This window comes from Alloyangia mangrovi (genome assembly GCF_002300555.2).
Taxonomy (GTDB): domain Bacteria; phylum Pseudomonadota; class Alphaproteobacteria; order Rhodobacterales; family Rhodobacteraceae; genus Salipiger; species Salipiger mangrovi.
In genome coordinates this window covers 1-19,281 of record NZ_NTHN02000004.1, presented here as the reverse complement: position 1 = coordinate 19,281, position 19,281 = coordinate 1, and the positions used below count along the sequence as shown (strand labels likewise).

The window sequence follows — 19,281 nt, the reverse complement described above, 5'->3', positions numbered from 1 at the left end:
ATCAGCTGGCCTCGAAGGAAAAGCGCATGCGTCGCGAGCTGGCGGGCAGGGCGCTTTCCTCGGGCTCGGGGTCAAATTGGGCGGTCTGTACGACCGGCGTCTCGAGCGGCTGCAGCGGCGGGATCTCCGGCTGCGCCTCGACGGTCGGGCCGAGGGTTTCGGGAGCGCGGATCGAGGCGGTTCCGGCGTCAACGGGTTCCGCCGGAGTCTCCTCCGCTTCGGTTTCGGCGATCTCGGTCTCGGCTTGCTGCCGGCCGACGTATTCGAGATGCGCCAGCAGCCCCTTTCCGACCTGGTAGGTCGTCTTGAAGTCGGCGGCAGGCGTGACTCCGGTGAAATCGGTGTCGTAGTCGTTCAGCCCGTCGAGGCAGGCCAGCACCGGGTTCGAGCGCCAGAGCGTGCGCAGCGCCCGGTTCTTCAGGCGCTTCGGCAGCTGCGACTCGAGGAACTTGCGGACCATCTCGCCGTCGGTGACCTCTTCCGGCGCGGGCAGCCCAGCCTCGGCCAGCAGCTCCTCGTCGCTGCGCTCGGCAAGTTGCGCCTCGGTCTCGGCACGGCGGGCGGTTTCCTGCACCTGCTCTTCGGCGCGGGTCTCGGCCTCGACGGCGGCTTTCCTGCGGGACCAGAAATCCTTCACTGCAGCCTCCCTCTCTTCAGGCCAGGCGAGGCGTAGATATCCGCGGGCTTGGAGATGCGCGGATCGCCGATGCCGTCCTGCTTGCCGTCCACCTTGGCACGATCCCGGCGGCGTTTCACGAATTCTTCTTCCTCGTGGTAGCGCTCGACGAAATCGCCAACCCAGGCGAGCAGCCCCGCGGGCATCGGCACCTTCTCGACGATGTCCTCGCCGCTGTCGCAATAGTCCTGGGCCTCGTAAGGCGAGGCGGTTATCAGCACGATCTCGAAGGGATGCTCGCCGAAGGTCTTGCGCATGACGACGTAGACCGAGGGCTCGCGGGCGGTGATGCCGTGCAGGTAAGCCTCGGTCTCGGCGCGGTAGAGCTCAAGCGAGACGGTGGCGGCGTGGTATTCGACCGCCTCGCCCTCGCGGCGCAGTTCGCGCCAGTCCGCGGGGCCGGCACCGGGCAGCACGGCAACGGCCCGCCAGGCCCATCTGGCCCAACGGGTGACACCGGGAGTGCGGCGCAGAACCACGCCCACGGGCATGTATTGATCGTTGCTCGGATGACCTGTCACAGTGATGTATCCTTCCTCCCACTGTGATTGAAACAAGTAGAGCGCATCGGGGAAGGGCCAATCGGTGCACAGCGGTATTCTGAGACCGATGATGGACATTTTGGCTAGTCACGGAGGGGGCAAAAATGCGGCAGGGTCAAACTGTCCAATCTGACTTTTTTACTCCGGAAAGGTGCTGCGGCGCGGCATGCGAATCACCCCGATCCGCGGCGGGGCGCAGACCAGGGGATGGGCGGCTTTCCGCTCGCGGAATTGAGTTGTGGGGCGGGGCGAATCGGGGCTAGCTACCCCCCTAACCGAGCGGGAAATGGCCCGAATCCGCGCCGTTCGCCAGGAAGGAAATCATGACCAAGACCTTGATTACATGTGATTGTATGGGCTCGCAGTCCATCGATGCCGAGGCGCTCGCCAAAGCCACGGGATTCGAGGTCGCGCCCCCCTGCAAGGCGCTCTGCACCAGCCAGATCGAGCGCGCCGCCAAGGGATTGACGCAGGGGAATGTTGTCCTCTGCTGCACCCAAGAGAGCCGCACCTTCGAGGCGCTGGCCGAGGAGCTCGAGGTGGAGCCCGCACCGTTGCTCGACCTGCGCGACCGCGCCGGATGGAGTGCCGACCGAGCGTCCAAACTACCCAAAATGTCCGCGCTGGCCGCCGAGGCGATGCTGCCCGCCGTGCCGGAGAAGACCCTCGACGTCCTCTCCGAGGGGCTCTGCCTTATCCTTGGTGCGCCCGAGGTTGCTCTTGAGGCGGCCGCGCAACTGGCCCCGCATCTTGGCGTGACGGTACTGCTCGAAAGTCCCGAAGACCTGCCCGACACACGGGCCTTCGACGTGATCACGGGACGGTTGCGCAAGGCTCAGGGCGCGCTCGGCCAGTTCAAGGTGACGATTGACGCGTTGCGCCAAGTCGAGCCGGGCGGGCGCGGGAGCTTCACCCTGACCGAGCCGCGCGACGGCGGCCTGTCGCAATGCGACGTGATCCTAGACCTGCGCCGTGAGCCGCCGCTCTTCCCGGCGCATGAAAAGCGCGAGGGCTACCTGCGCGCCGATCCCGGCCGTCCACAGGCCGTGGCGGCGGCGGTCATGGCCGCCTCGCACCTCGTCGGCACCTTCGAGAAGCCGCTCTACGTGCGGCTGGAGTCGCTGCTCTGTGCGCATTCACGCGCGGGCAAGACCGGCTGCACCAACTGCCTCGACCTTTGCCCGACCGGGGCGATCTCGCCCGACGGCGAGCATGTGACGGTCGATCCGATGATCTGCGCCGGCTGCGGTGCCTGCTCGTCGGCCTGCCCCTCGGGGGCGATCAGCTACGATGCGCCGCCGGTCGATCTGACCATGCGCCGGGCGCAGACCCTCGCGAAGGCATTCCTTGATGCCGGTGGCCATGCGCCGCGCCTTCTGGTGCACGACGCGCATGGCGCCGAAATGATCCGCCTCTCCGCCCGCCACGGCGACGGGCTGCCCGCCGACGTTGTGCCGCTCGAGATCCGCGCGATCGGTGCCTTCGGCCATGCCGAGACCGTGGCGGCGCTGGCGGCGGGCTTTGCCTCGGTGACCGTATTGCCGGGGCCGGGGGCGGATCTTCCGGCGCTCGAGGCGCAGGTGGCGCTTTCCGATGCGATCGCGGGCGGCGGCAGGGTCACCCTGTTGCAGACCTCCGATCCCGACGCCATGTCCGAGGCGCTCTACGTCGAGGCTGCTCCCGCGCGGGTCGCCACGCCGGTGCGGCCCATGGGCACCCGCCGCCAGATCACCCGCCAGGCTGCGCGCGCGCTGCACCCCGGCACCGAGAGCCTGCCGCTGCCCGAGGGCGCGCCCTATGGTGCCGTGCTGGTCGACACCGACGCCTGCACGCTCTGCCTTTCCTGCGTCTCGCTCTGCCCCTCGGGCGCGCTGGGTGACAACCCCGACCTGCCGCAGCTGCGCTTCCAGGAGGATGCCTGCCTGCAGTGCGGGCTCTGCGCCAACGTCTGCCCCGAGGATGCGATCACCTACGAGCCGCGCCTGCTGCTCAGCGACGAGGCGCTGGAGCAGCGCGTGATCAACGAGGAAGAGCCCTTTGCCTGCATCGAGTGCGGCTCGCTCTTTGGCGTGAAGTCGACCATTGACCGGATCACCGAAAAGCTTCAGTCCCACGCCATGTTCAGCGGCGACAAGCTGCGGATGATCCAGATGTGTGACGACTGCCGGGTCAATGCGCAGTACCATGCGCAGGACAACCCGTTTGCCGCAGGCGAGCGTCCGCGTCCCCGGACCACGGACGACTACCTCAGCAAACGGCGCGATCACTGAGTTCAGAGCCACAGGAGGCCCGAATGAGCGACGATTTCAATATGTCCATGCGCAAGTTTCTCAAGCAGGTGGGGGTGACCTCGCAGCAGGCGATCGAGGAAGCCATGCGCGGCAATGAAACCGGCGGGAAGACATTCGCGGTGAAGGCCGTAATCACCATCGAAGAGCTCGGTCTGACCCATGAGGTCACGGGCGAGATCAAGGGACAGGAGTAAACCTTGCCAGCCAGCAGAGAGGCGGTTCAGGCCGTCCTGAAGAGCGTCGCCGACCCGGTTGCGGGCGGTGACATCATGTCGAGCGGCGTCGTCCGTGCGCTGAACGTGGACGAGGCGGGCGCGGTGCGTTTCGTCATGGAGATCCCGCCCAGCCAGAGCGCCGCCTACACCAAGATCAAGGACCAGGCCGAAAGCGCGCTGAAGGCCACCGAGGGCGTCTCGGCGGTCTCCATCGTGCTGACCGGCCACACCGAGAAGGCGCCGCCCGAGCTGAAGATGCGCAAGGCCGAGCCGCAGGGTCCGCAGCGTATCCCCGGCGTGAACCACATCCTCGCGATTGCCTCGGGCAAGGGCGGCGTCGGCAAGTCGACGGTTTCGTCCAACATCGCCTGCGCGCTGGCGCAGCAGGGGCGGCGCGTGGGCTTGCTCGATGCCGACGTCTACGGGCCGAGCCAGCCACGGATGCTCGGCGTCTCGGGCCGCCCGGCTTCGCCAGACGGCAAGACCATCCTGCCGCTGCGCAACCATGGCGTCACCATGATGTCGATCGGCCTGATGACCAACGAGGATCAGGCGGTGGTCTGGCGCGGGCCGATGCTGATGGGCGCGCTGCAGCAGATGATGATGCAGGTGCAATGGGGCGCGCTCGACGTGCTGATCGTCGACCTGCCGCCGGGCACCGGCGACGTGCAGATGACGCTGAGCCAGAAAGCGCATGTGGACGGGGCCATCGTGGTCAGTACGCCGCAGGACGTGGCGCTGCTCGACGCGCGCAAGGGCATCGACATGTTCAAGCAGCTGAACGTGCCGATCCTCGGCATGATCGAGAACATGAGCACCCACATCTGCTCGAACTGCGGCCATGAAGAGCACGTCTTCGGCCATGGCGGCGTCGCCGCCGAGGCTGAGAAGCTTGGCGTGCCGCTGCTCGCCGAGGTGCCGCTCGACCTGCAGATCCGTCTCGCCTCGGACGGCGGCGCGCCGATCGTGGTGAGCCAGCCCGACAGCGCGCAGGCGCAGGCCTTCCACGCCATCGCCTCGGCTCTGGTGGCGCAGGGGGTGGCATGAGCTCCACCGAAGAACTCGCCTTCCCGCCCCTTCTCTGGGGCGAGGAGGTGACCACCGATGCCTTCGATCACGCCTGCCAGCGCGCCCTTCTGGGCTGCGATGCCGGGCTGGTCGCCTATCGCATCACCGCCGACGTGCTGCAGGGGGCGCTGGTCTTCGCCCCCGAGGTGCCGCTCAAGCAGGCCATGGCCATGCTGCCGCTCTGCGGCGTCGGCTTCCAGAACGCGCTTGGCGTCATGGCCCCGCCAGAGGTCTCGGTGCATCTGGACTGGGACGGCGGCATCCGGGTCAACGGCGCCGCCTGCGGGCGCTTCCGCTGCATGGCTTCGACCACCGATCCTGCGCAGCTGCCGGACTGGCTGGTCATCGGCTTCACGCTGCCGCTCATCCCGGAAAGCGACCGCCCCGGCGACACGCCCGACCAGACCTCGCTCTTCGCCGAGGGCTGCGCCGAGGTGCAGCCGCCTGCGTTGCTGGAAGCCTGGGCGCGGCACACGCTGAACTGGGTCAACCGCTGGGAAGGCGAGGGCAGCCGCGCGCTGCACGCCGAGTGGCGCACGCTGGCGCAGGACATGGGCGAGGAGGTCACGCAGGACGGGCATTCCGGCACCTTCCTCGGCGTCGACGAGGACTTCGGCATGTTGCTGCGCAACGGCGAGACAACCCACCTCATCCCGCTCACCACCCTGCTTGAGCCCGCCCCTTGAAGGATTTTGCATGAAGCTCGCCCGCGCCATCCATTTCGACGAGAGCGACACCCGCGTCTTCGCCTCGCCCGCCCGCACCGGGGAATGGTGCATTTCCGGCGGTTTCGAGTTCTCCAACTGGACCGAGGGCGATCTCACCGGCAAGGCGCGGCAGGCCTTTGCCAACGGCTGGCTGGGGCTCGAGACCTTTGGCCGGGTGACCTTCGTCGCGGTGACCAACGCCGAACCCGCCGAGCTGCAGGCGCTGACCGACCTCTTGGCCGAGCACTTCGTGACCTACTATGGCGCGCCCTCGATCGAGGCCGCGCGTCCGGTCGCCGCCGAGGAACTGGCGCAGATGGTCGAGCTCTGCGAGGACCATGCACCCAACACGCTGCTCACCGTCGCCCGGGAGTTGACCGACGCCGGTGTTCGGGAGAGCTACCGGGTGATCGAGGCCAGCGATGCCGGGCTCGAGCAGTTCGCCATCCATGGCTCGCTTGACGATCCGCACGATCATCACCACTGATCCGGGCCGAAAATCCCGCCCGACGATCCGGACTGACCGGGGAAAGGGGCCGTGCTAGGCTCCCCCCCGACATGAAAGCCAAGACCCGCCCGATGATCTCCGTCCGCCTGCGCCTGCTGATCCTTGCGCTTGCGCCGCTGGTCGTGCTGATGCCGCTCCTGCTGCTGCTCGGCATGACCCGCTGGACCGAGGATTACGACAACGTGCTGGCGGCCAACGTGCAGAGCGACCTGCGCATCGCCGAGCAGTACCTGTCGCAGCTCATGGCGCGCACCGGCGAGGAGCTGTCGGGGGTTTCTGGCTCGGTCGCCTTTGCCGAAGCCTTTGCGGACGGCGTCCCCGACCGGCAGTTCCTGCTCAACAAGCGCTCGGAACTGCTGCTGGATTTCCTCTATTATCTGCCCGCCGCCGAGGTGCCCGAAGCCGCTGCCGAATGGCCGGTGATTGCCGCGGCGGGGCAGGGCAAGACCCGGACAGCCATCGACATCTTCCCGGCCGAGGCGCTCGCGGCGCTGCCGCGCAACCTCGCCGCGCGCGCGCGGATCGACCTGATCAAGACGCAGGCCGCCGTGCCCACAGAGCGCCGCGTCGAGGACCGCGGCATGGTGGTTCATGCCGCCAGCCCGGTCTCGCTGCCGGGTCACGAGGGCGTGCTGGTCGGGGGCATCTTGCTCAACAGCAACCTCGGCTTCATCGATGCGATCAACACGCTGGTCTACCTCAACCCGGTCACCGGCGGCGCGAGGCAGGGCACGGCGACGCTGTTTCTCGACGATGTGCGCATCTCGACCAACGTGCGGCTGTTCGAGGACGTGCGGGCGCTCGGTACGCGGGTCTCGGCCTCGGTGCGGCAGGCGGTGCTGGGCGAGGGGCAGACCTGGCTCGACCGCGCCTTCGTGGTCAACGACTGGTACATCTCGGGCTACCTGCCGCTCAGCGACAGCTTCGGCAAGCGGGTCGGAATGCTCTACGTCGGCTTCCTCGAGGCGCCCTTCGCCGAGGCCAAGCGCGCCGCCTACCTGTGGATGATGGCGGCCTTCGCGGCGGTGCTGGCGCTCTCGGTGCCGGTCTTCCTGTGGCTGGCCAAGGGCATCTTCGCGCCGCTCGAGCGGATGACCCATACCATGCGGCGCGTCGGGCGCGGCAACCTCTCGGCGCGGATCGGCCCGGTGGGGCCGGACGAGATCGGCCAGGTGGCGGCGCATCTCGACGGGCTGCTCGACCAGGTGCAGGACCGCGACCTGAAACTGCGGGCCTGGGCCGAAGAGCTCGAGGACCGGGTGGATGTGCGTACCGCCGAGCTGCGCGAAGCCAATGCCAAGCTCGAGGAGACCTATCGCCAGCTCGTCATGAGCGAGAAGCTTGCCTCGATCGGCGAGATCACTGCCGGGGTCGCGCATGAGATCAACAATCCGATGGCGGTGATTCAGGGCAACGTCGAGGTGATCCGCATGGAGCTGGGCGAGGAGGCCGCACGGGTCGAGACCGAGCTGCGGCTCATCGACCGGCAGATCCTGCGCATGGAAGCCATCGTCGGCAAACTGCTGAAATTTGCCCGCCCGGCCGAGTTCTCGGACTGCAGCGAGACGGTGGATCTGGCGCCGCTGGTCGAGGATTCGCTGCTGTTGGTCGAGCACGCGCTGAGTAAAGGGGCGATCGCGGTCGAAACCGATCTGCCCGCCCTGCCGCAGGTCGCCATCGACGCGGGCGAAATGCAGCAGGTGGTGATCAACCTCATCCTCAACGCGGCGCAGGCGATGGGAGAGGCGGGGCGTCTTTCCCTGTCGCTCGCCGAAGAGGCGCGGGATGGTGTGCCGGGCGTGGCGCTGGTGGTGCGGGACAACGGGCCGGGCATCGCGCCGGAGAACCTGCCGTCGCTCTTTGATCCCTTCTTCACCACCCGCCGCGGCGAGGGCACCGGGCTGGGCCTCTCGATCTCGCAGAGCATCGTGCAGCGGGCGGGCGGGTTGATCACCGCCGCCAACGCGCCGGATGGCGGGGCGGTGTTCACGGTGTGGTTGCCGGTGGCGGGGTGAGCGCCAGTGCGTCGGGACGGGCAGGCGCTCGCCCTGCGGCTTCGCCTTGGTCCCGACGGCGCGCCCACCCCGCTACGCCGCTGTCACCCGCACCGCCGAGAACTTGAACTCGGGGATCTTGCCGTAGGGGTCGATGGCCGGGTTGGTGAGGATGTTCGCCGCCGCCTCGACATAGGCGAAGGGCAGGAACACCATGTCCGGCGCCACTGCGCGGTCGGCACGGGCCATGACCTCGATCTCGCCACGCCTTGTCTGCAGCTTGACCATGCCGCCGGGCTCCACGCCCAGCTTGCGCAGGGTTGCGGGATGCAGCGAGCAGTTGGCCCCCGGCTCCACCGCATCCAGCACCTTCGAGCGCCGGGTCATCGAGCCGGTGTGCCAATGCTCGAGCTGCCGCCCGGTGGTCAGGATCATCGGATAGTCGGCGTCGGGCGTCTCGTCCGGCGGGATCACCGAGGCAGGGGTGAAGCGTGCCCGGCCGCCTTCGCGCGGGAAGCCGTCGGCGAAGACGATCGGTTGCCCCGGATCCTCGGGCGAGAGCGACGGATAGGTCACCGCATCCTCACGCTCCAGCCGCTCCCAGGTGATATTGTCGAGCGAGGGCATGCCGCGGGCCATTTCGGCGAAGATCTCGCGCGGGTGGGTATAGCCCCAGCCGAGCCCGAGCCGCTGCGCAAGCTCGATGGTGATCTGCCAGTCCTCGCGCGCGTCACCCGGCGGGGTGGCCGCGGCGCGGCCCATCTGCACCTGCCTGTTGGTGTTCGTTACCGTGCCAGTCTTTTCGTAGAAGGCGGCGGCGGGCAGGATCACGTCGGCGTAATTGGCGGTCTCGGTGAGGAAGATGTCCTGCACCACGAGGTGCTCGAGCTTGGCGAGCGCGGCGCGGGCATGGGTCACATCCGGATCCGACATGGCCGGATTCTCGCCGAGGATATACATGCCGCGGATCGTCCCATCATGGACAGCGTCCATGATCTCGGTGACCGTCAGACCCTTCTTGTCGCTGAAGTCGCCCGAGCCCCAGATCTCGGTGAAGGCCGAGCGCACCCCGTCGTCGGTGACATCCTGGTAGTCGGGCAGGAACATCGGGATGAGGCCCGCATCGGACGCCCCCTGCACGTTGTTCTGCCCGCGCAGCGGGTGCAGGCCCGCACCGGGCTTGCCGACGTTGCCGGTCATCAGCGCGAGGCTGATCAGGCAGCGCGAATTGTCGGTGCCGTGAATGTGCTGGCTGACCCCCATGCCCCAGAAGATCATCCCCGCCTTGCCTTTGGCGAAGGTGCGGGCGACGTCGCGCACCGTGGCGGCGTCGATGCCGGTCAGGTCCTCGAGCGTCTCGGGGGCGAAACCGGCGAGGTGCTGCTTCTCGTGCTCCCAGTTCTCGGTGAAGCGGTCGATATAGGCCTGATCGTAAAGCCCTTCCTCGACGATCACCGACATGATCGAGTTGAGCAGCGGCACGTCGGCGCCGGGGCGGAACTGCACCATGTGGCTGGCGAAGCGCTTCAGCGCGTGGCCGCGCGGGTCCATGACGATGAGTTTGCCGCCGCGCTTGGCGAATTGCTTGAAGAAGGTCGCGGCGACGGGGTGGTTCTCGATTGGGTTGGCGCCGATGACGATGGCCACGTCGGCGTGTTCGATCTCGTTGAAGGTGGCCGAGACCGCGCCCGAGCCCACGTTCTCCATCAGCGCCGAGACGGACGATGCATGGCAAAGGCGCGTGCAATGGTCGACGTTGTTGTGGCCGAACCCCTGCCGGATCAGCTTCTGGAAAAGATAGGCCTCTTCGTTGGTGCATTTGGCCGAGCCGAAGCCCGCGACCGTCTCGCCGCCCTGATCGCGCAGCTTCGCCAGACCGCTGGCGGCGACCTCCATCGCCTCATCCCACGACGCCTCGCGGAAGTGGGTCAAGGGATTGGCGGGATCGACGTTCAGCCCCTTCTCGGCCCCGTCCAGACGGATCAGCGGTTTGGTCAGCCGGTGCGGGTGGTGGATGTAGTCGAAGCCGAAGCGCCCCTTGACGCAGAGCCGTCCCTCGTTGGCGGGGCCGTTGATCCCCTCGACGTATTTGACCTTACCGTCCTTCAGCTTCAGCGAGACCTGGCAGCCGACACCGCAGAACGGGCAGACCGATTGCACCGCCTCGTCGAAGTCGCGGCTGTCGCCGTGCTGCTGCTCATCCACCACGGTTGCGGGCATCAGCGCGCCGGTGGGGCAGGCCTGCACGCATTCGCCGCAGGCCACGCAGGAGCTTTCGCCCATCGGATCGTCCATGTCGAAGACCGGGAAGGCGTCATGCCCGCGATCCGCCATGCCGATCACGTCGTTGACCTGCACTTCGCGACAGGCGCGGACGCAGAGATTGCACTGGATACAGGCGTCGAGGTTGACCTTCATCGCCACGTGGCTGTCGTCGAGCAGCGGGATGCGGTTGGTTTCGAGTCTGGGGAAGCGGCTCTCCGAAACGCCGACCGCTTCGGCCATGTCCCAGAGGTGCGAGCCGCGGTCATGCGCCTCGGCGCGGGCGGGCTGATCGGCGAGCAGCAGCTCCATTACCATCTCGCGCGATTTCTTTGCCCGGGCGCTGTCGGTGGTCACCTTCATGCCCTCGGCGGGCGCGCGGCAGCACGAGGCGGCCAGCGTGCGCTCGCCGTCGATCTCGACCATGCAGGCGCGGCAGTTGCCGTCGGGCCGGTAGCCCGGCGCGTCCTTGTGGCACAGGTGCGGAATGGTGGTGCCAAGCCGCTTGGCGACCTGCCAGATGGTCTCTCCGGGGAAGGCGCTGACCTCCTGCCCGTCGAGGATGAAGGAGGTCTGGGGAACGTTCGATCCGTCAGCCATGGCGGGCAGCTCCGGGGGTCAAGGTCTTGGGCGAAGCGCAGAAAAGCATGCGGCGATTTCGGTCCCGGGCCGCGTCCGATCGAGCGGAGGACGGCTGCGGCCCGGGAAAATGCGCGCGGGCAGGGGGGGCGGGAGGAGCCTGCGCGCATCATTTCACCTCCTCGGGGAAGTGTTTCATCACCAGCCGGATCGGGTTCGGTGCGGCCTGGCCGAGGCCGCAGATCGAGGCGTCGGTCATCACCTGGCAGAGGTCCTCCAGAAGCTCCGCATCCCAGCTCTCGTCCTGCATCAGCTTGACCGCCTTTTCGCAGCCGACACGGCAGGGCGTGCATTGCCCGCAGCTCTCCTTCTCGAAGAACTTCAGCATGTTGAGAGCTGCGCCGCGGGCGCTGTCCTTGTCCGAGAGCACCACCACGGCGGCCGAGCCGATGAAGGTGCCATGCGGCTGCAGCGTGTCGAAATCCAGCGCCACGTCACCCAGCGAGGCGGGCAGCAGCCCCGAGGAGGGTCCGCCCGGCTGGTAGGCCTTGAACACATGGCCCTCGGCCATGCCGCCCGCGGCCTTGATGAGATCGTTGATCGTGCTGCCGGCGGGCAGCACGTAGACGCCCGGAATGGCCACCCGCCCCGAGAGCGAGTAGCTGCGCATCCCCTTGCGGTCGTTATGCGCGATCTCCGACTTGATCCGGTGCCCCTCGCGGGCGATGCGGCCGATCCAGTGCAGCGTCTCGACGTTGTGCACCAGCGTCGGGCGGTCGAAGATGCCCACCTGCGCCACGAAGGGCGGGCGCAGACGGGGCATGCCGCGCTTGCCCTCGATCGACTCGATCATCGCCGACTCTTCGCCGCAGATATAAGCGCCTGCGCCGCGGCGCAGGTCGATGTAGCCGGGCGCCACGATCCCGGCGGCCTCGAGCGCTGCGATCTCCTCGTGCAGGATGTGGTGGATCGCCGGATACTCGTCGCGCATGTAGATGTAGCAGGTCTCGGCCTCGACCGCCCAGGCGGCGATCAGCATCCCCTCGAGCATCAGGTGCGGGGTGCGTTCGAGGTAGAAGCGGTCCTTGAAGGTGCCGGGCTCGCCCTCGTCGCCGTTCACCGCAAGGTAGCGCGGGCCGGGATTGGCGCGCACGAATCCCCATTTCTTGCCCGAGGGGAAGCCCGCGCCGCCCATGCCGCGCAGGCCGGCGGCAAAGATCTCCTCCTGCACCTTCTCCCAGTCGCCGCTCTCGCGCAGCGTCAGCAGCTTGTCGTAGCCGCCGCCCGCCCGATAGGCTTCGAAGGTCTCGTAGGCAGGGATCACCGGCTCGAAATCGCCCTGGTCGAGCGCGGCCTTGATCTTCGCGGGGGTGGCGTGATCGACGTGCAGGTGGCCGATCTCGACCGTCGGGCCGGTGTCGCAGCGGCCCATGCAGGGGGCGCGCAGCACGCGGACCCGGGCGGGGTCATGCCCGGCGCAAAGCGCGTCGAACAGCGCCTCCGAGCCCGCCATCTCACAGGAGAGTGAGTCGCAGACGCGGATGGTCAGGTCGGGCGGCGGCGTCTCGCCTTCCTTCACGGGGTCGAAATGGGCATAGAAGGTGGCGACCTCCCAGACCTCGGCCATCGACAGCCGCATCTCCTCGGCCAAGGCGCGCAGGTGGGCCGCCGAGAGGTGGTGGTAGCGGTCCTGGATCAGGTGCAGGAATTCGATCAGCAGGTCGCGCCGCCGTGGCCGGTCGCCGAGCAGCGCCTTCACCTCGTCCCAGGCGCGGTCGTCGAGCTGGCGACCCTTCGGCGTGGCGCGGCCCTTGCCGCCCTTACGGCCGGATTTCCAGATCCCCTGCTGCTGATCCAGTGCCATCGAATGCCTCCCTGTCGTCGCGGTGGGTATCCGTTCTTGGGGCATCCGGTCATTGCCGGTCAATATCGCTGTGCCGTCAGTTGATAGGGGTTCTCTATCAAGGGAGGCAGCAGACGGATGGACAGTGCCGGGCCGTCTGCTATTGAGGGCGCATGACTTGGGATCAGGAACTCGATGCGCGCGGGCTGCTCTGTCCGCTTCCGGTGCTCAAGGCGCGCAAGCGCCTGCAGGGCATGGGATCGGGCGAGGTGCTGCGGGTGGTCGCCACCGATCCCGCGGCGGTGATCGACGTGCCGCATTTCTGCAACGAGGCCGGCCATGCGCTGGTCGGTCAGGTCGACGAGGGCGAGACGCAGGTCTACCTGATCCGCAAGGGCTGAGGCCCGACTCCTCCGGCCCGCCTCAGACCAGCCCGAAGGACGCGTAGGGGATGTAGCGCACCGGTGTGCCCGGGGTGACCTCGAGCGCCCCGTCCGGCAGTTCCACCAGCCCCTGTGCCCACGACAGCCCGCTGATCCGGCCCGAGCCTTCGGAGCCGAAAACTTCCGCCGCGCCCGCCTCGTTCAGCCGGGCCCGCAGGTATTCCCGGCGTCCCGGCTTCTTGCGCTTCTCGAAGGCGGCGGGGACGGTGAACCCCTGCGGCTCGGTCCAGCCCGCGCCCGAGAGCAGCGACAGGGCAGGGCGCGCGAAGACCAGCGCGCAGACCAGCGCCGCCACCGGGTTGCCCGGCAGCCCGAAGACCGGCACGCCTTCCCACATCGCCAGTGCCAGTGGACGCCCGGGTTTCAGCGCGATGCGCCAGCTCGACAGGGTGCCGCGGGCGCGCAACAGGGCCGAGACGTGGTCCTCGTCCCCCGCCGAGGCGCCACCCGAGGTCAGGATCACATCCGCTTCGCGCGCCCCCTCGTGCAGGCGCTCCGCGATCTCTTCGGCATCGTCGCCGACGTGGCCGAGGTCCACCGGCTCGTAGTGCCAGCCCTGCGCCAGCGACAGCAGCATGGGGCGGTTGGCGTCCCAGATCTGGTGCGGCGCGGCGCGCAGTTGGGGGGCAGCGATGATTTCGTCGCCGGTCGACAGCACCCCCACGCGCAAAGGCCGGTGCACCGGCAGCTCGGCGATGCCGAGCGCCGAGGCCAGCGCCAGATCGGGCGCGCGCAGGTGGCGGCCCTTGGCCAGGGCAAGTTCACCGGCGGCCATGTCCTCGCCGGCCTTGCGTGTGTTGGCACGCGGCTTGATCGGTCCGTCGAAGACCACCGTTGTGCCGTTGGTATTTGTGTCCTCTTCGAGCACGACCGTATCGACGCCCTCGGGCAGGATCGCACCGGTGAGGATGCGCACCGCATGGCCCGCAGGCACGGCGTCGGGATAGGGCTGCCCGGCGGCCGCGCGGCCCGCGACCAGCGGCAGGCGCTGCACGCCGCTGTCGGTGGCGGCATGGGCAAAGCCGTAACCATCCACAGCCGAGTTCGGCATCGGCGGGTTGGAACGCCTGGCCGCCACATCCGCCGCCAGCACCCGGCCCGCGGCGCGGGCGGTGGCGATGGTGGTGGTCCCGGTCACCGGGTTGAGTGCGGCGCGCAGCTTGGCCAGCGCCTCGTCCACGGGCACCCAGCTCACGCCCTGCGGCATGGCGAAACAATCGTCGCGCAGGCGCGGCGGAAGGAGGGGGCTGTCGGGATCGGAGCGCATGGGGGCCTCGCAGGGTTGGGGGATGGCGCGATGCGCGGCCCGGATCAGAGCCTCCTCGTGACCAAGACCGAGGATCCATCCTTCCTCGGGGTGGCCCTCGCGGGTCATGGCGTCAAGCCGTTGCGGGTCGAGCGCGCGCAGCGCCCCGGCGAGGATGCGGACCTGCGCCCGGTCCTTGATCTCGTCCGGCTCGGCCAGCGCGGCGACGGTGTGGGCGATGAGTGAGGGAAAGAGCTCGACCAGCGTGATCGGCGTGTCCTGCTGCTCGAAGGGACGCACGGAGAGATCGGCCCCGAACCTCTCGCGCAGGGCCAGCAGCCGGGGGATGCCGAGCAGCGCCTGCGAGCCGACCGAGCCGGTGGTAAATAGCTTCCAGACCGTCTGCGCGCCGGGGGTGGCGTCGCACTTGCGCCGTTCAAGCATCCCGTGACCGTCCCGCTGCGTGCCCCTCTTCGGCAAGCGCGGATCGCCAAAGGTGTCGGGGCAGCCCCAGAAGGGCCCGATCCCGGGGAAGAGATCGTTCAGTTCGGCGGCGACTTGGAAGCGGTTGTTGGCATTGTCCGGCGCATCCTCGATGCGCTGCGCCAGCGCCTGCCAGAGCCGCAGCGGCTCGGAGGTACCGGTGAGCGCCTCGGCGAAGCCCTTCGGATAGGCGAAAGGGAAGTCGAACCCCGCCAGCACCCGCCGCCCGGTAGAGCGCTCGGTCTCGAAGAGGGTGGCGAGGGTGTCGGTCGCGTCTGCGCGGGTGCGGTGGTAGCTGGCCTCGACGCCGCCTTCGCGGGCGATGCCGATCCAGATCGCGTCCTTCGAAGGCTTGGCGGGCGAGGGTTTCGAGGCTCCCGACCAGTCCACGACGACGAAGGTGTCGAAGCTCACAAGCCCACCTCGCGCAGGATGAAATCGGCGATGGCGACGGTGTCGTCGAGGTCGAACCGAGGCAGCGTGGTTTCCACCGCGCTGTCGGCGGCCACCGCGCGGACGCTGGCGTTCGCGGGGGACAGCAGCGGTTTTCCGGTCTCGGCCCGATGTGCCTCGATCTTCGGGTGCGGCGAGGACTTGTAGCCTTCGATAAGCACCAGATCGACCGGGCTCAGCTTGGTCAGAAGCTCCTCCAGCGGTGGCTCGGGCGCATCGCGCAACTCGTGCATCAGCGCCCAACGGTGCGGCGAGGCCAGCAGCACCTCGCGCGCCCCGGCCTGCCGGTGGCGGTAGCTGTCGCGGCCGGGCTGGTCGACGTCGGTGCTGTGATGCGCGTGCTTGAGCGTCGAGACCGAAAGACCGCGGGCGCAGACCTCCGCCACCAGCCGTTCCATCAGCCCGGTCTTGCCGCAGTTCTTGCTGCCGGTGACGCCGTAGACCTTCACGAGGCGAGCGCCTGTGCCCGCGCCAGATCCTCGGGCGTGTTGACGTTGAAGAAGGGGTCGAAGGGCTCGGCTGGGAAGAGCGCCTCGCCGGCGCCGTGCTGGTCGGTCCAGAGCACCACCTTGCGCAGCCCGCCCTCGAGCGCCGCGCGCAGGTCGTCTCGCAGCGAAACGGGCCAGAGGCCGAAGGTGGGGTGCCGGTTGATCTTCTTGCCGCCGCCGGATTTCAGCGCCTCGTCCCCGGAGCGCGGCGTGCAGGCCAGCGCCAGCAGGTGCGGCGCCTCCTCGGCGGCGAGCAGCAGGCGGGGCACCAGATCGCAGGGGAAGAAGGGCGTGTCGGCAGCCACGGTGACGATGCTGTCGGCACCCTGTTCGGCGGCCCAGTCGAGCCCGGCGAGAACCCCCGCGAGCGGACCGGGGAAGCCGGGGATCGTGTCGGGCAGCACCGGCAGGCGGTAGCGGGCAAAGCGCCCCGGATCGCCGTTGGCATTGAGCGCCAGCGCCCCCACCTGCGGCTCGATCCGGTCGATGACCCGCTGCAGCAGCGGCGCGCCGCCGATCTCCAGCAGGCCCTTGTCGCCGCCGCCCATGCGCGTGGCGAGGCCGCCCGCGAGGATCACCCCCAGCGGCTGCTGCATCGGGCGGCTCATTCGGCGGCCTCGTCAGCGGACTTCCGGCGGGACTTGCGGTCTTCTTCGGGGACGGACGAAGGATCGACATCGCGCACCAGCCGCTCTTCGCCCGACAGGCACACGAAGCGCTGGCCGCGCATCCGCCCGATGAGGGTGAGGCCGACCTGCCGGGCGATCTCGACCCCCCCAGGCGGTGAAGCCCGAGCGCGAGGCCAGCACCGGAATGCCCATCAGCGCGGTCTTGATCACCATCTCGGAGGTCAGCCGCCCGGTGGTGTAGAGGATCTTGTCCTCGGCCCCCAGTCCGTGCCGGAACATGAAGCCCGAGATCTTGTCGACCGCGTTGTGCCGCCCGACATCTTCCATGTAGACCAAGGGCCTGTCCTGCTGGCACAGCACCGTGCCGTGGATCGCCCCGGCCTCGAGATAGAGCGAGGGGGTGGTGTTGATCTCTTTCGCCAAGGCATAGAGCCACGAGGTGCGCACCTCGACCTGCGGCAGCGTAAGCCCCTCGAGCCCCTCCATCATGTCTCCGAAGACGGTGCCGACGGCGCAGCCCGAGGTGCGGGTCTTCTTCTGCACCTTCTCCTCGTAGGAGGTCTCGCGCTCGGTGCGGACCACCACGGTCTCGATCTCCTCGTCGTAATCGACGCCGGTCACCACGTCATCGGCGTGCAGCATCCCCTGGTTGCGCAGGAACCCCAGCGCCAGATACTCGGGATAGTCACCGATGGTCATCGCGGTGACGATTTCCTGGCGGTTGAGATAGATGGTCAGCGGGCGCTCCTCGACCACCGAGATCTCGGTCTCGGCACCGGTCTGGTCGGTGCCCGAGATGCGCCGGGTCAGGCGCGGGTCGGCGGGGGTGGGGAGCAGGGGGAATTCGGGCATGCGGATGATCTTGCGCCTCCTCTGGCCTGCGCGTTGGGCATCTTGTAACCTGCGTCGGGGAGTTTCAAGGGGACGAGCATGCTAGGGTACGTAACGGGTCTGGGTCGCGGCGAGGTAGACCGCTTGATGCGCGAGGTGGCGGACCGCCTGCGCGCAGAGGGGATGCCGCTCGCCGGTGCCGTTCAGCACAACATCGAGACCGGTCCCGCCAGCAAGTGCCACATGGACCTGCAGGTGTTGAGCGGCACCGAGGTGGTGCGCATCAGCCAGGACCTCGGGGCGCTGTCGCGCGGCTGCCGGCTCGACCCGCAGGGGCTCGAGCGGGTTGTCGGGCTGGTGAGCGCCGGGCTGCAGAAGGGCGCGGCGCTGCTGCTGGTCAACAAGTTCGGCAAGCAGGAGGTCGATGGCCGGGGGTTCCGCCCGGTGATCGGCGAGGCGATCTCGTCCGGCGTGCCGGTGCTGGTGGCGGTGAATGCGGGCAACCTCGGAGCCTTCCTCGCCTTTGCCGAGGATTTGGCGGAACCCCTTCCGACCGACGCCGATGCGGTGACGGACTGGTGCCGCGCGCGGATCCGCGAGGCGCAAGCAGCCTAGCGGCTCAGAGCCAGATCGTCGCGCAGCGGTTGCCGCTCTCGGCGATGATCTTGGCGCCGGCACCGAGCGCGATCTGCAGCATGGCGCGGTTGTCATGGGAGAAGGTGGCCTCGACGGTCTCGATTCCCATGTCGCGGGCATGGCCGAGCGCGGCGGAAAAGAGTTTCCGGCCGTAGCCGCGCCCCTGGTAGGCGTCCTCGACCGACAGCGCGATCTCGGCATGGGTCCGGCCGACGCGGTAGACCTCGAGCACCGCGCGGGTGTCGCCTTCTGCGTCAAGCCCCAGCACCAGGTCCGGGCGGCACGACTCGGCGCGGCGCTGCAGCCACTCGTCGCCGACGCGGCTGTGGAAGCGGCTACGGATCGCCGCGGCGCTGAGGCGTTTCCAATGGCCATAGAGCAGCGCCGCCGCCCGATGGACGGAGCCCTCGGTCGAAACGGTTGTCAGCACTGCCTCTGCGGTTGCCATGGCTCATCCTTTCTGCACCGGCGGTGAGATAGAGATGCGCGGCCTGTCGCACTACCGACAAATCGGAGATCCCGCCATGCGCCGGCGTCATAACAATGCCGTGATCACGCGGCAGTGGCGCGGCGCGTGCGGGAAATCGGGGGGGCTTGATTAATCTTACTATTTTTGTCATGTAAAGCGCGCGGCCAGCAGCGCGCCAGCCAGAGCGATCCAAGTCCACATTTGAAGGCACGGGCTGCCTTCGGAAGCCGGAGGCGACATGGCACAGGTTCAGACGGGATACGGCACGCGATACACGATGGCGTGCGAGGCATGAGCGGCGCGGGACATGGCCGTTGCGGCAAGGGACCGGCGGGGCTCTCGGATCTGACCGGGCTGGGGCAGAGTGATCTGGTGGTGCTGATGATTGCCCGCTATTTCTTCCAGTCCTTCGCCCAGCCCGAGGCCGAGGGTTGGCTGCGCGCGATCTCGGGGGCAGAGCAGGTGATGGGGCGCGAGGTCGGGCCGCAGGTGGTCTGCGCGGTGCTGCGCACGGTGCAGCAGATGCGGGCCGCCCGGCGTAACCATTTCCACTTCTCCAACCCCGACTGCCCTGGCTGCGCGGCGCGGCTCTGCGGGCACGAGCGGCTCTTTCTCAACACCTTCCGGTCGGTGCGCCGGGGGCGGATCGCCGATGCCGAGGCGCATGCAATGCTGCTCTGCGAGGGCAATTGCTCCGAGGGGCTGATCGCGGCGATGGGAGAACTATGTGCGGCGCTGCCCTCGGCGCCGCTGAGACCTTCGGTGGAGCGGCAGGCGCTGCACTGAGGCGGGTCAGGCCCTGGCTTCTCCCTCAGGTCAGGGCCGGCTTCCGCTCAGCCTTTCGTGGCGGCGCGGTACCATTGCACGATTTCGCGGCGGGCTGCCGGGTCCATCTGGATGGCGTTGGGCGGCGGCATG

Annotated in this window: 17 protein-coding genes and 1 pseudogene; 9 read left to right on the top strand and 9 right to left on the bottom strand. The window is 68.4% G+C overall.

What is annotated here, in order from left to right; genetic code table 11:
- Nucleotide 1: 1 nt before the first annotated feature.
- Both CLG85_RS03245 and CLG85_RS03240 read right to left on the bottom strand, forming a co-directional pair.
- Entirely contained in the window at nt 2-637 is a 636-nt protein-coding gene (locus CLG85_RS03245; RefSeq protein WP_095882703.1) for a DUF3306 domain-containing protein, read from the bottom strand.
- Nucleotides 634-1,167: a DUF3305 domain-containing protein gene (locus tag CLG85_RS03240; protein ID WP_095882710.1), complete on the bottom strand. Its 534-nt coding sequence runs from the start codon at nt 1,165-1,167 to the stop codon at nt 634-636. The genes CLG85_RS03245 and CLG85_RS03240 overlap by 4 nt, the downstream gene beginning before the upstream one ends.
- Nucleotides 1,168-1,541: 374 nt before the next feature.
- Here CLG85_RS03240 and CLG85_RS03235 point away from each other — a divergent pair, with 374 nt between their 5' ends.
- The 6 genes from CLG85_RS03235 (at nt 1,542) to CLG85_RS03210 (ending at nt 8,022) form a co-directional block, all read left to right on the top strand.
- On the top strand, nt 1,542-3,488 hold the full coding sequence (locus CLG85_RS03235) for a 4Fe-4S binding protein (protein WP_260348421.1): 1,947 nt from the start codon (nt 1,542-1,544) through the stop codon (nt 3,486-3,488).
- Between the two features lie 23 nt (nt 3,489-3,511).
- Complete coding sequence (locus tag CLG85_RS03230) at nt 3,512-3,703, top strand: DUF6494 family protein (RefSeq protein WP_095881816.1); 192 nt, start codon at nt 3,512-3,514, stop codon at nt 3,701-3,703.
- A gap of 3 nt (nt 3,704-3,706) precedes the next feature.
- Complete coding sequence (gene apbC / locus CLG85_RS03225) at nt 3,707-4,771, top strand: iron-sulfur cluster carrier protein ApbC (RefSeq protein ID WP_095881817.1); 1,065 nt, start codon at nt 3,707-3,709, stop codon at nt 4,769-4,771.
- On the top strand, nt 4,768-5,478 hold the full coding sequence (locus tag CLG85_RS03220) for a biotin/lipoate--protein ligase family protein (RefSeq protein ID WP_095881818.1): 711 nt from the start codon (nt 4,768-4,770) through the stop codon (nt 5,476-5,478). Before apbC ends, CLG85_RS03220 begins: the two co-directional genes overlap by 4 nt.
- 10 nt (nt 5,479-5,488) lie before the next feature.
- Entirely contained in the window at nt 5,489-5,986 is a 498-nt protein-coding gene (locus CLG85_RS03215; RefSeq protein WP_095881819.1) for a DUF6505 family protein, read from the top strand.
- Between the two features lie 92 nt (nt 5,987-6,078).
- On the top strand, nt 6,079-8,022 hold the full coding sequence (locus tag CLG85_RS03210) for a sensor histidine kinase (protein ID WP_095881823.1): 1,944 nt from the start codon (nt 6,079-6,081) through the stop codon (nt 8,020-8,022).
- Nucleotides 8,023-8,094: 72 nt separating this feature from the next.
- Here CLG85_RS03210 and fdhF read toward each other — a convergent pair whose 3' ends face one another.
- Both fdhF and CLG85_RS03200 read right to left on the bottom strand, forming a co-directional pair.
- The gene (gene fdhF, locus CLG85_RS03205) at nt 8,095-10,863 is read right to left on the bottom strand and encodes a formate dehydrogenase subunit alpha (protein WP_095881820.1); all 2,769 of its coding nucleotides are present in this window, start codon (nt 10,861-10,863) and stop codon (nt 8,095-8,097) included.
- A gap of 148 nt (nt 10,864-11,011) precedes the next feature.
- A complete protein-coding gene (locus tag CLG85_RS03200) occupies nt 11,012-12,706 on the bottom strand; it encodes an NAD(P)H-dependent oxidoreductase subunit E (protein WP_095881821.1) in 1,695 nt (564 codons plus the stop codon).
- 152 nt (nt 12,707-12,858) lie between these two features.
- On the opposite strand from CLG85_RS03200, the gene CLG85_RS03195 reads away from it, so the two are divergent.
- Nucleotides 12,859-13,086: a sulfurtransferase TusA family protein gene (locus tag CLG85_RS03195; RefSeq protein WP_095881822.1), complete on the top strand. Its 228-nt coding sequence runs from the start codon at nt 12,859-12,861 to the stop codon at nt 13,084-13,086.
- Between the two features lie 22 nt (nt 13,087-13,108).
- Here the strand turns inward: CLG85_RS03195 and CLG85_RS03190 are convergent, their stop codons facing one another.
- The 4 genes and pseudogenes from CLG85_RS03190 to CLG85_RS03175 all read right to left on the bottom strand — a co-directional run bounded on the left by CLG85_RS03190 (nt 13,109) and on the right by CLG85_RS03175 (nt 17,279).
- On the bottom strand, nt 13,109-15,271 hold the full coding sequence (locus CLG85_RS03190) for a molybdopterin-binding protein (protein ID WP_260348420.1): 2,163 nt from the start codon (nt 15,269-15,271) through the stop codon (nt 13,109-13,111).
- The gene (gene mobB, locus CLG85_RS03185; RefSeq protein ID WP_095884463.1) at nt 15,268-15,759 is read right to left on the bottom strand and encodes a molybdopterin-guanine dinucleotide biosynthesis protein B; all 492 of its coding nucleotides are present in this window, start codon (nt 15,757-15,759) and stop codon (nt 15,268-15,270) included. Before mobB ends, CLG85_RS03190 begins: the two co-directional genes overlap by 4 nt.
- Nucleotides 15,756-16,394, bottom strand: coding sequence for a molybdenum cofactor guanylyltransferase MobA (gene mobA / locus CLG85_RS03180; protein WP_260348465.1), 639 nt, complete (start codon nt 16,392-16,394; stop codon nt 15,756-15,758). Before mobA ends, mobB begins: the two co-directional genes overlap by 4 nt.
- 8 nt (nt 16,395-16,402) lie before the next feature.
- A pseudogene (locus CLG85_RS03175) lies at nt 16,403-17,279 on the bottom strand (formate dehydrogenase accessory sulfurtransferase FdhD).
- 78 nt (nt 17,280-17,357) lie between these two features.
- Between CLG85_RS03175 and CLG85_RS03170 the strand changes: the two are divergent.
- Nucleotides 17,358-17,873 (top strand): DUF2478 domain-containing protein, encoded by a 516-nt coding sequence (locus CLG85_RS03170; protein WP_095883578.1) that lies wholly within the window; start codon nt 17,358-17,360, stop codon nt 17,871-17,873.
- 4 nt (nt 17,874-17,877) lie between these two features.
- Here CLG85_RS03170 and CLG85_RS03165 read toward each other — a convergent pair whose 3' ends face one another.
- A complete protein-coding gene (locus CLG85_RS03165; RefSeq protein ID WP_095883579.1) occupies nt 17,878-18,342 on the bottom strand; it encodes a GNAT family N-acetyltransferase in 465 nt (154 codons plus the stop codon).
- A gap of 312 nt (nt 18,343-18,654) precedes the next feature.
- Between CLG85_RS03165 and CLG85_RS03160 the strand changes: the two genes are divergently transcribed.
- Nucleotides 18,655-19,149 (top strand): hypothetical protein, encoded by a 495-nt coding sequence (locus CLG85_RS03160; RefSeq protein ID WP_224848822.1) that lies wholly within the window; start codon nt 18,655-18,657, stop codon nt 19,147-19,149.
- The last annotated feature ends 132 nt before the right edge of the window (nt 19,150-19,281 follow it).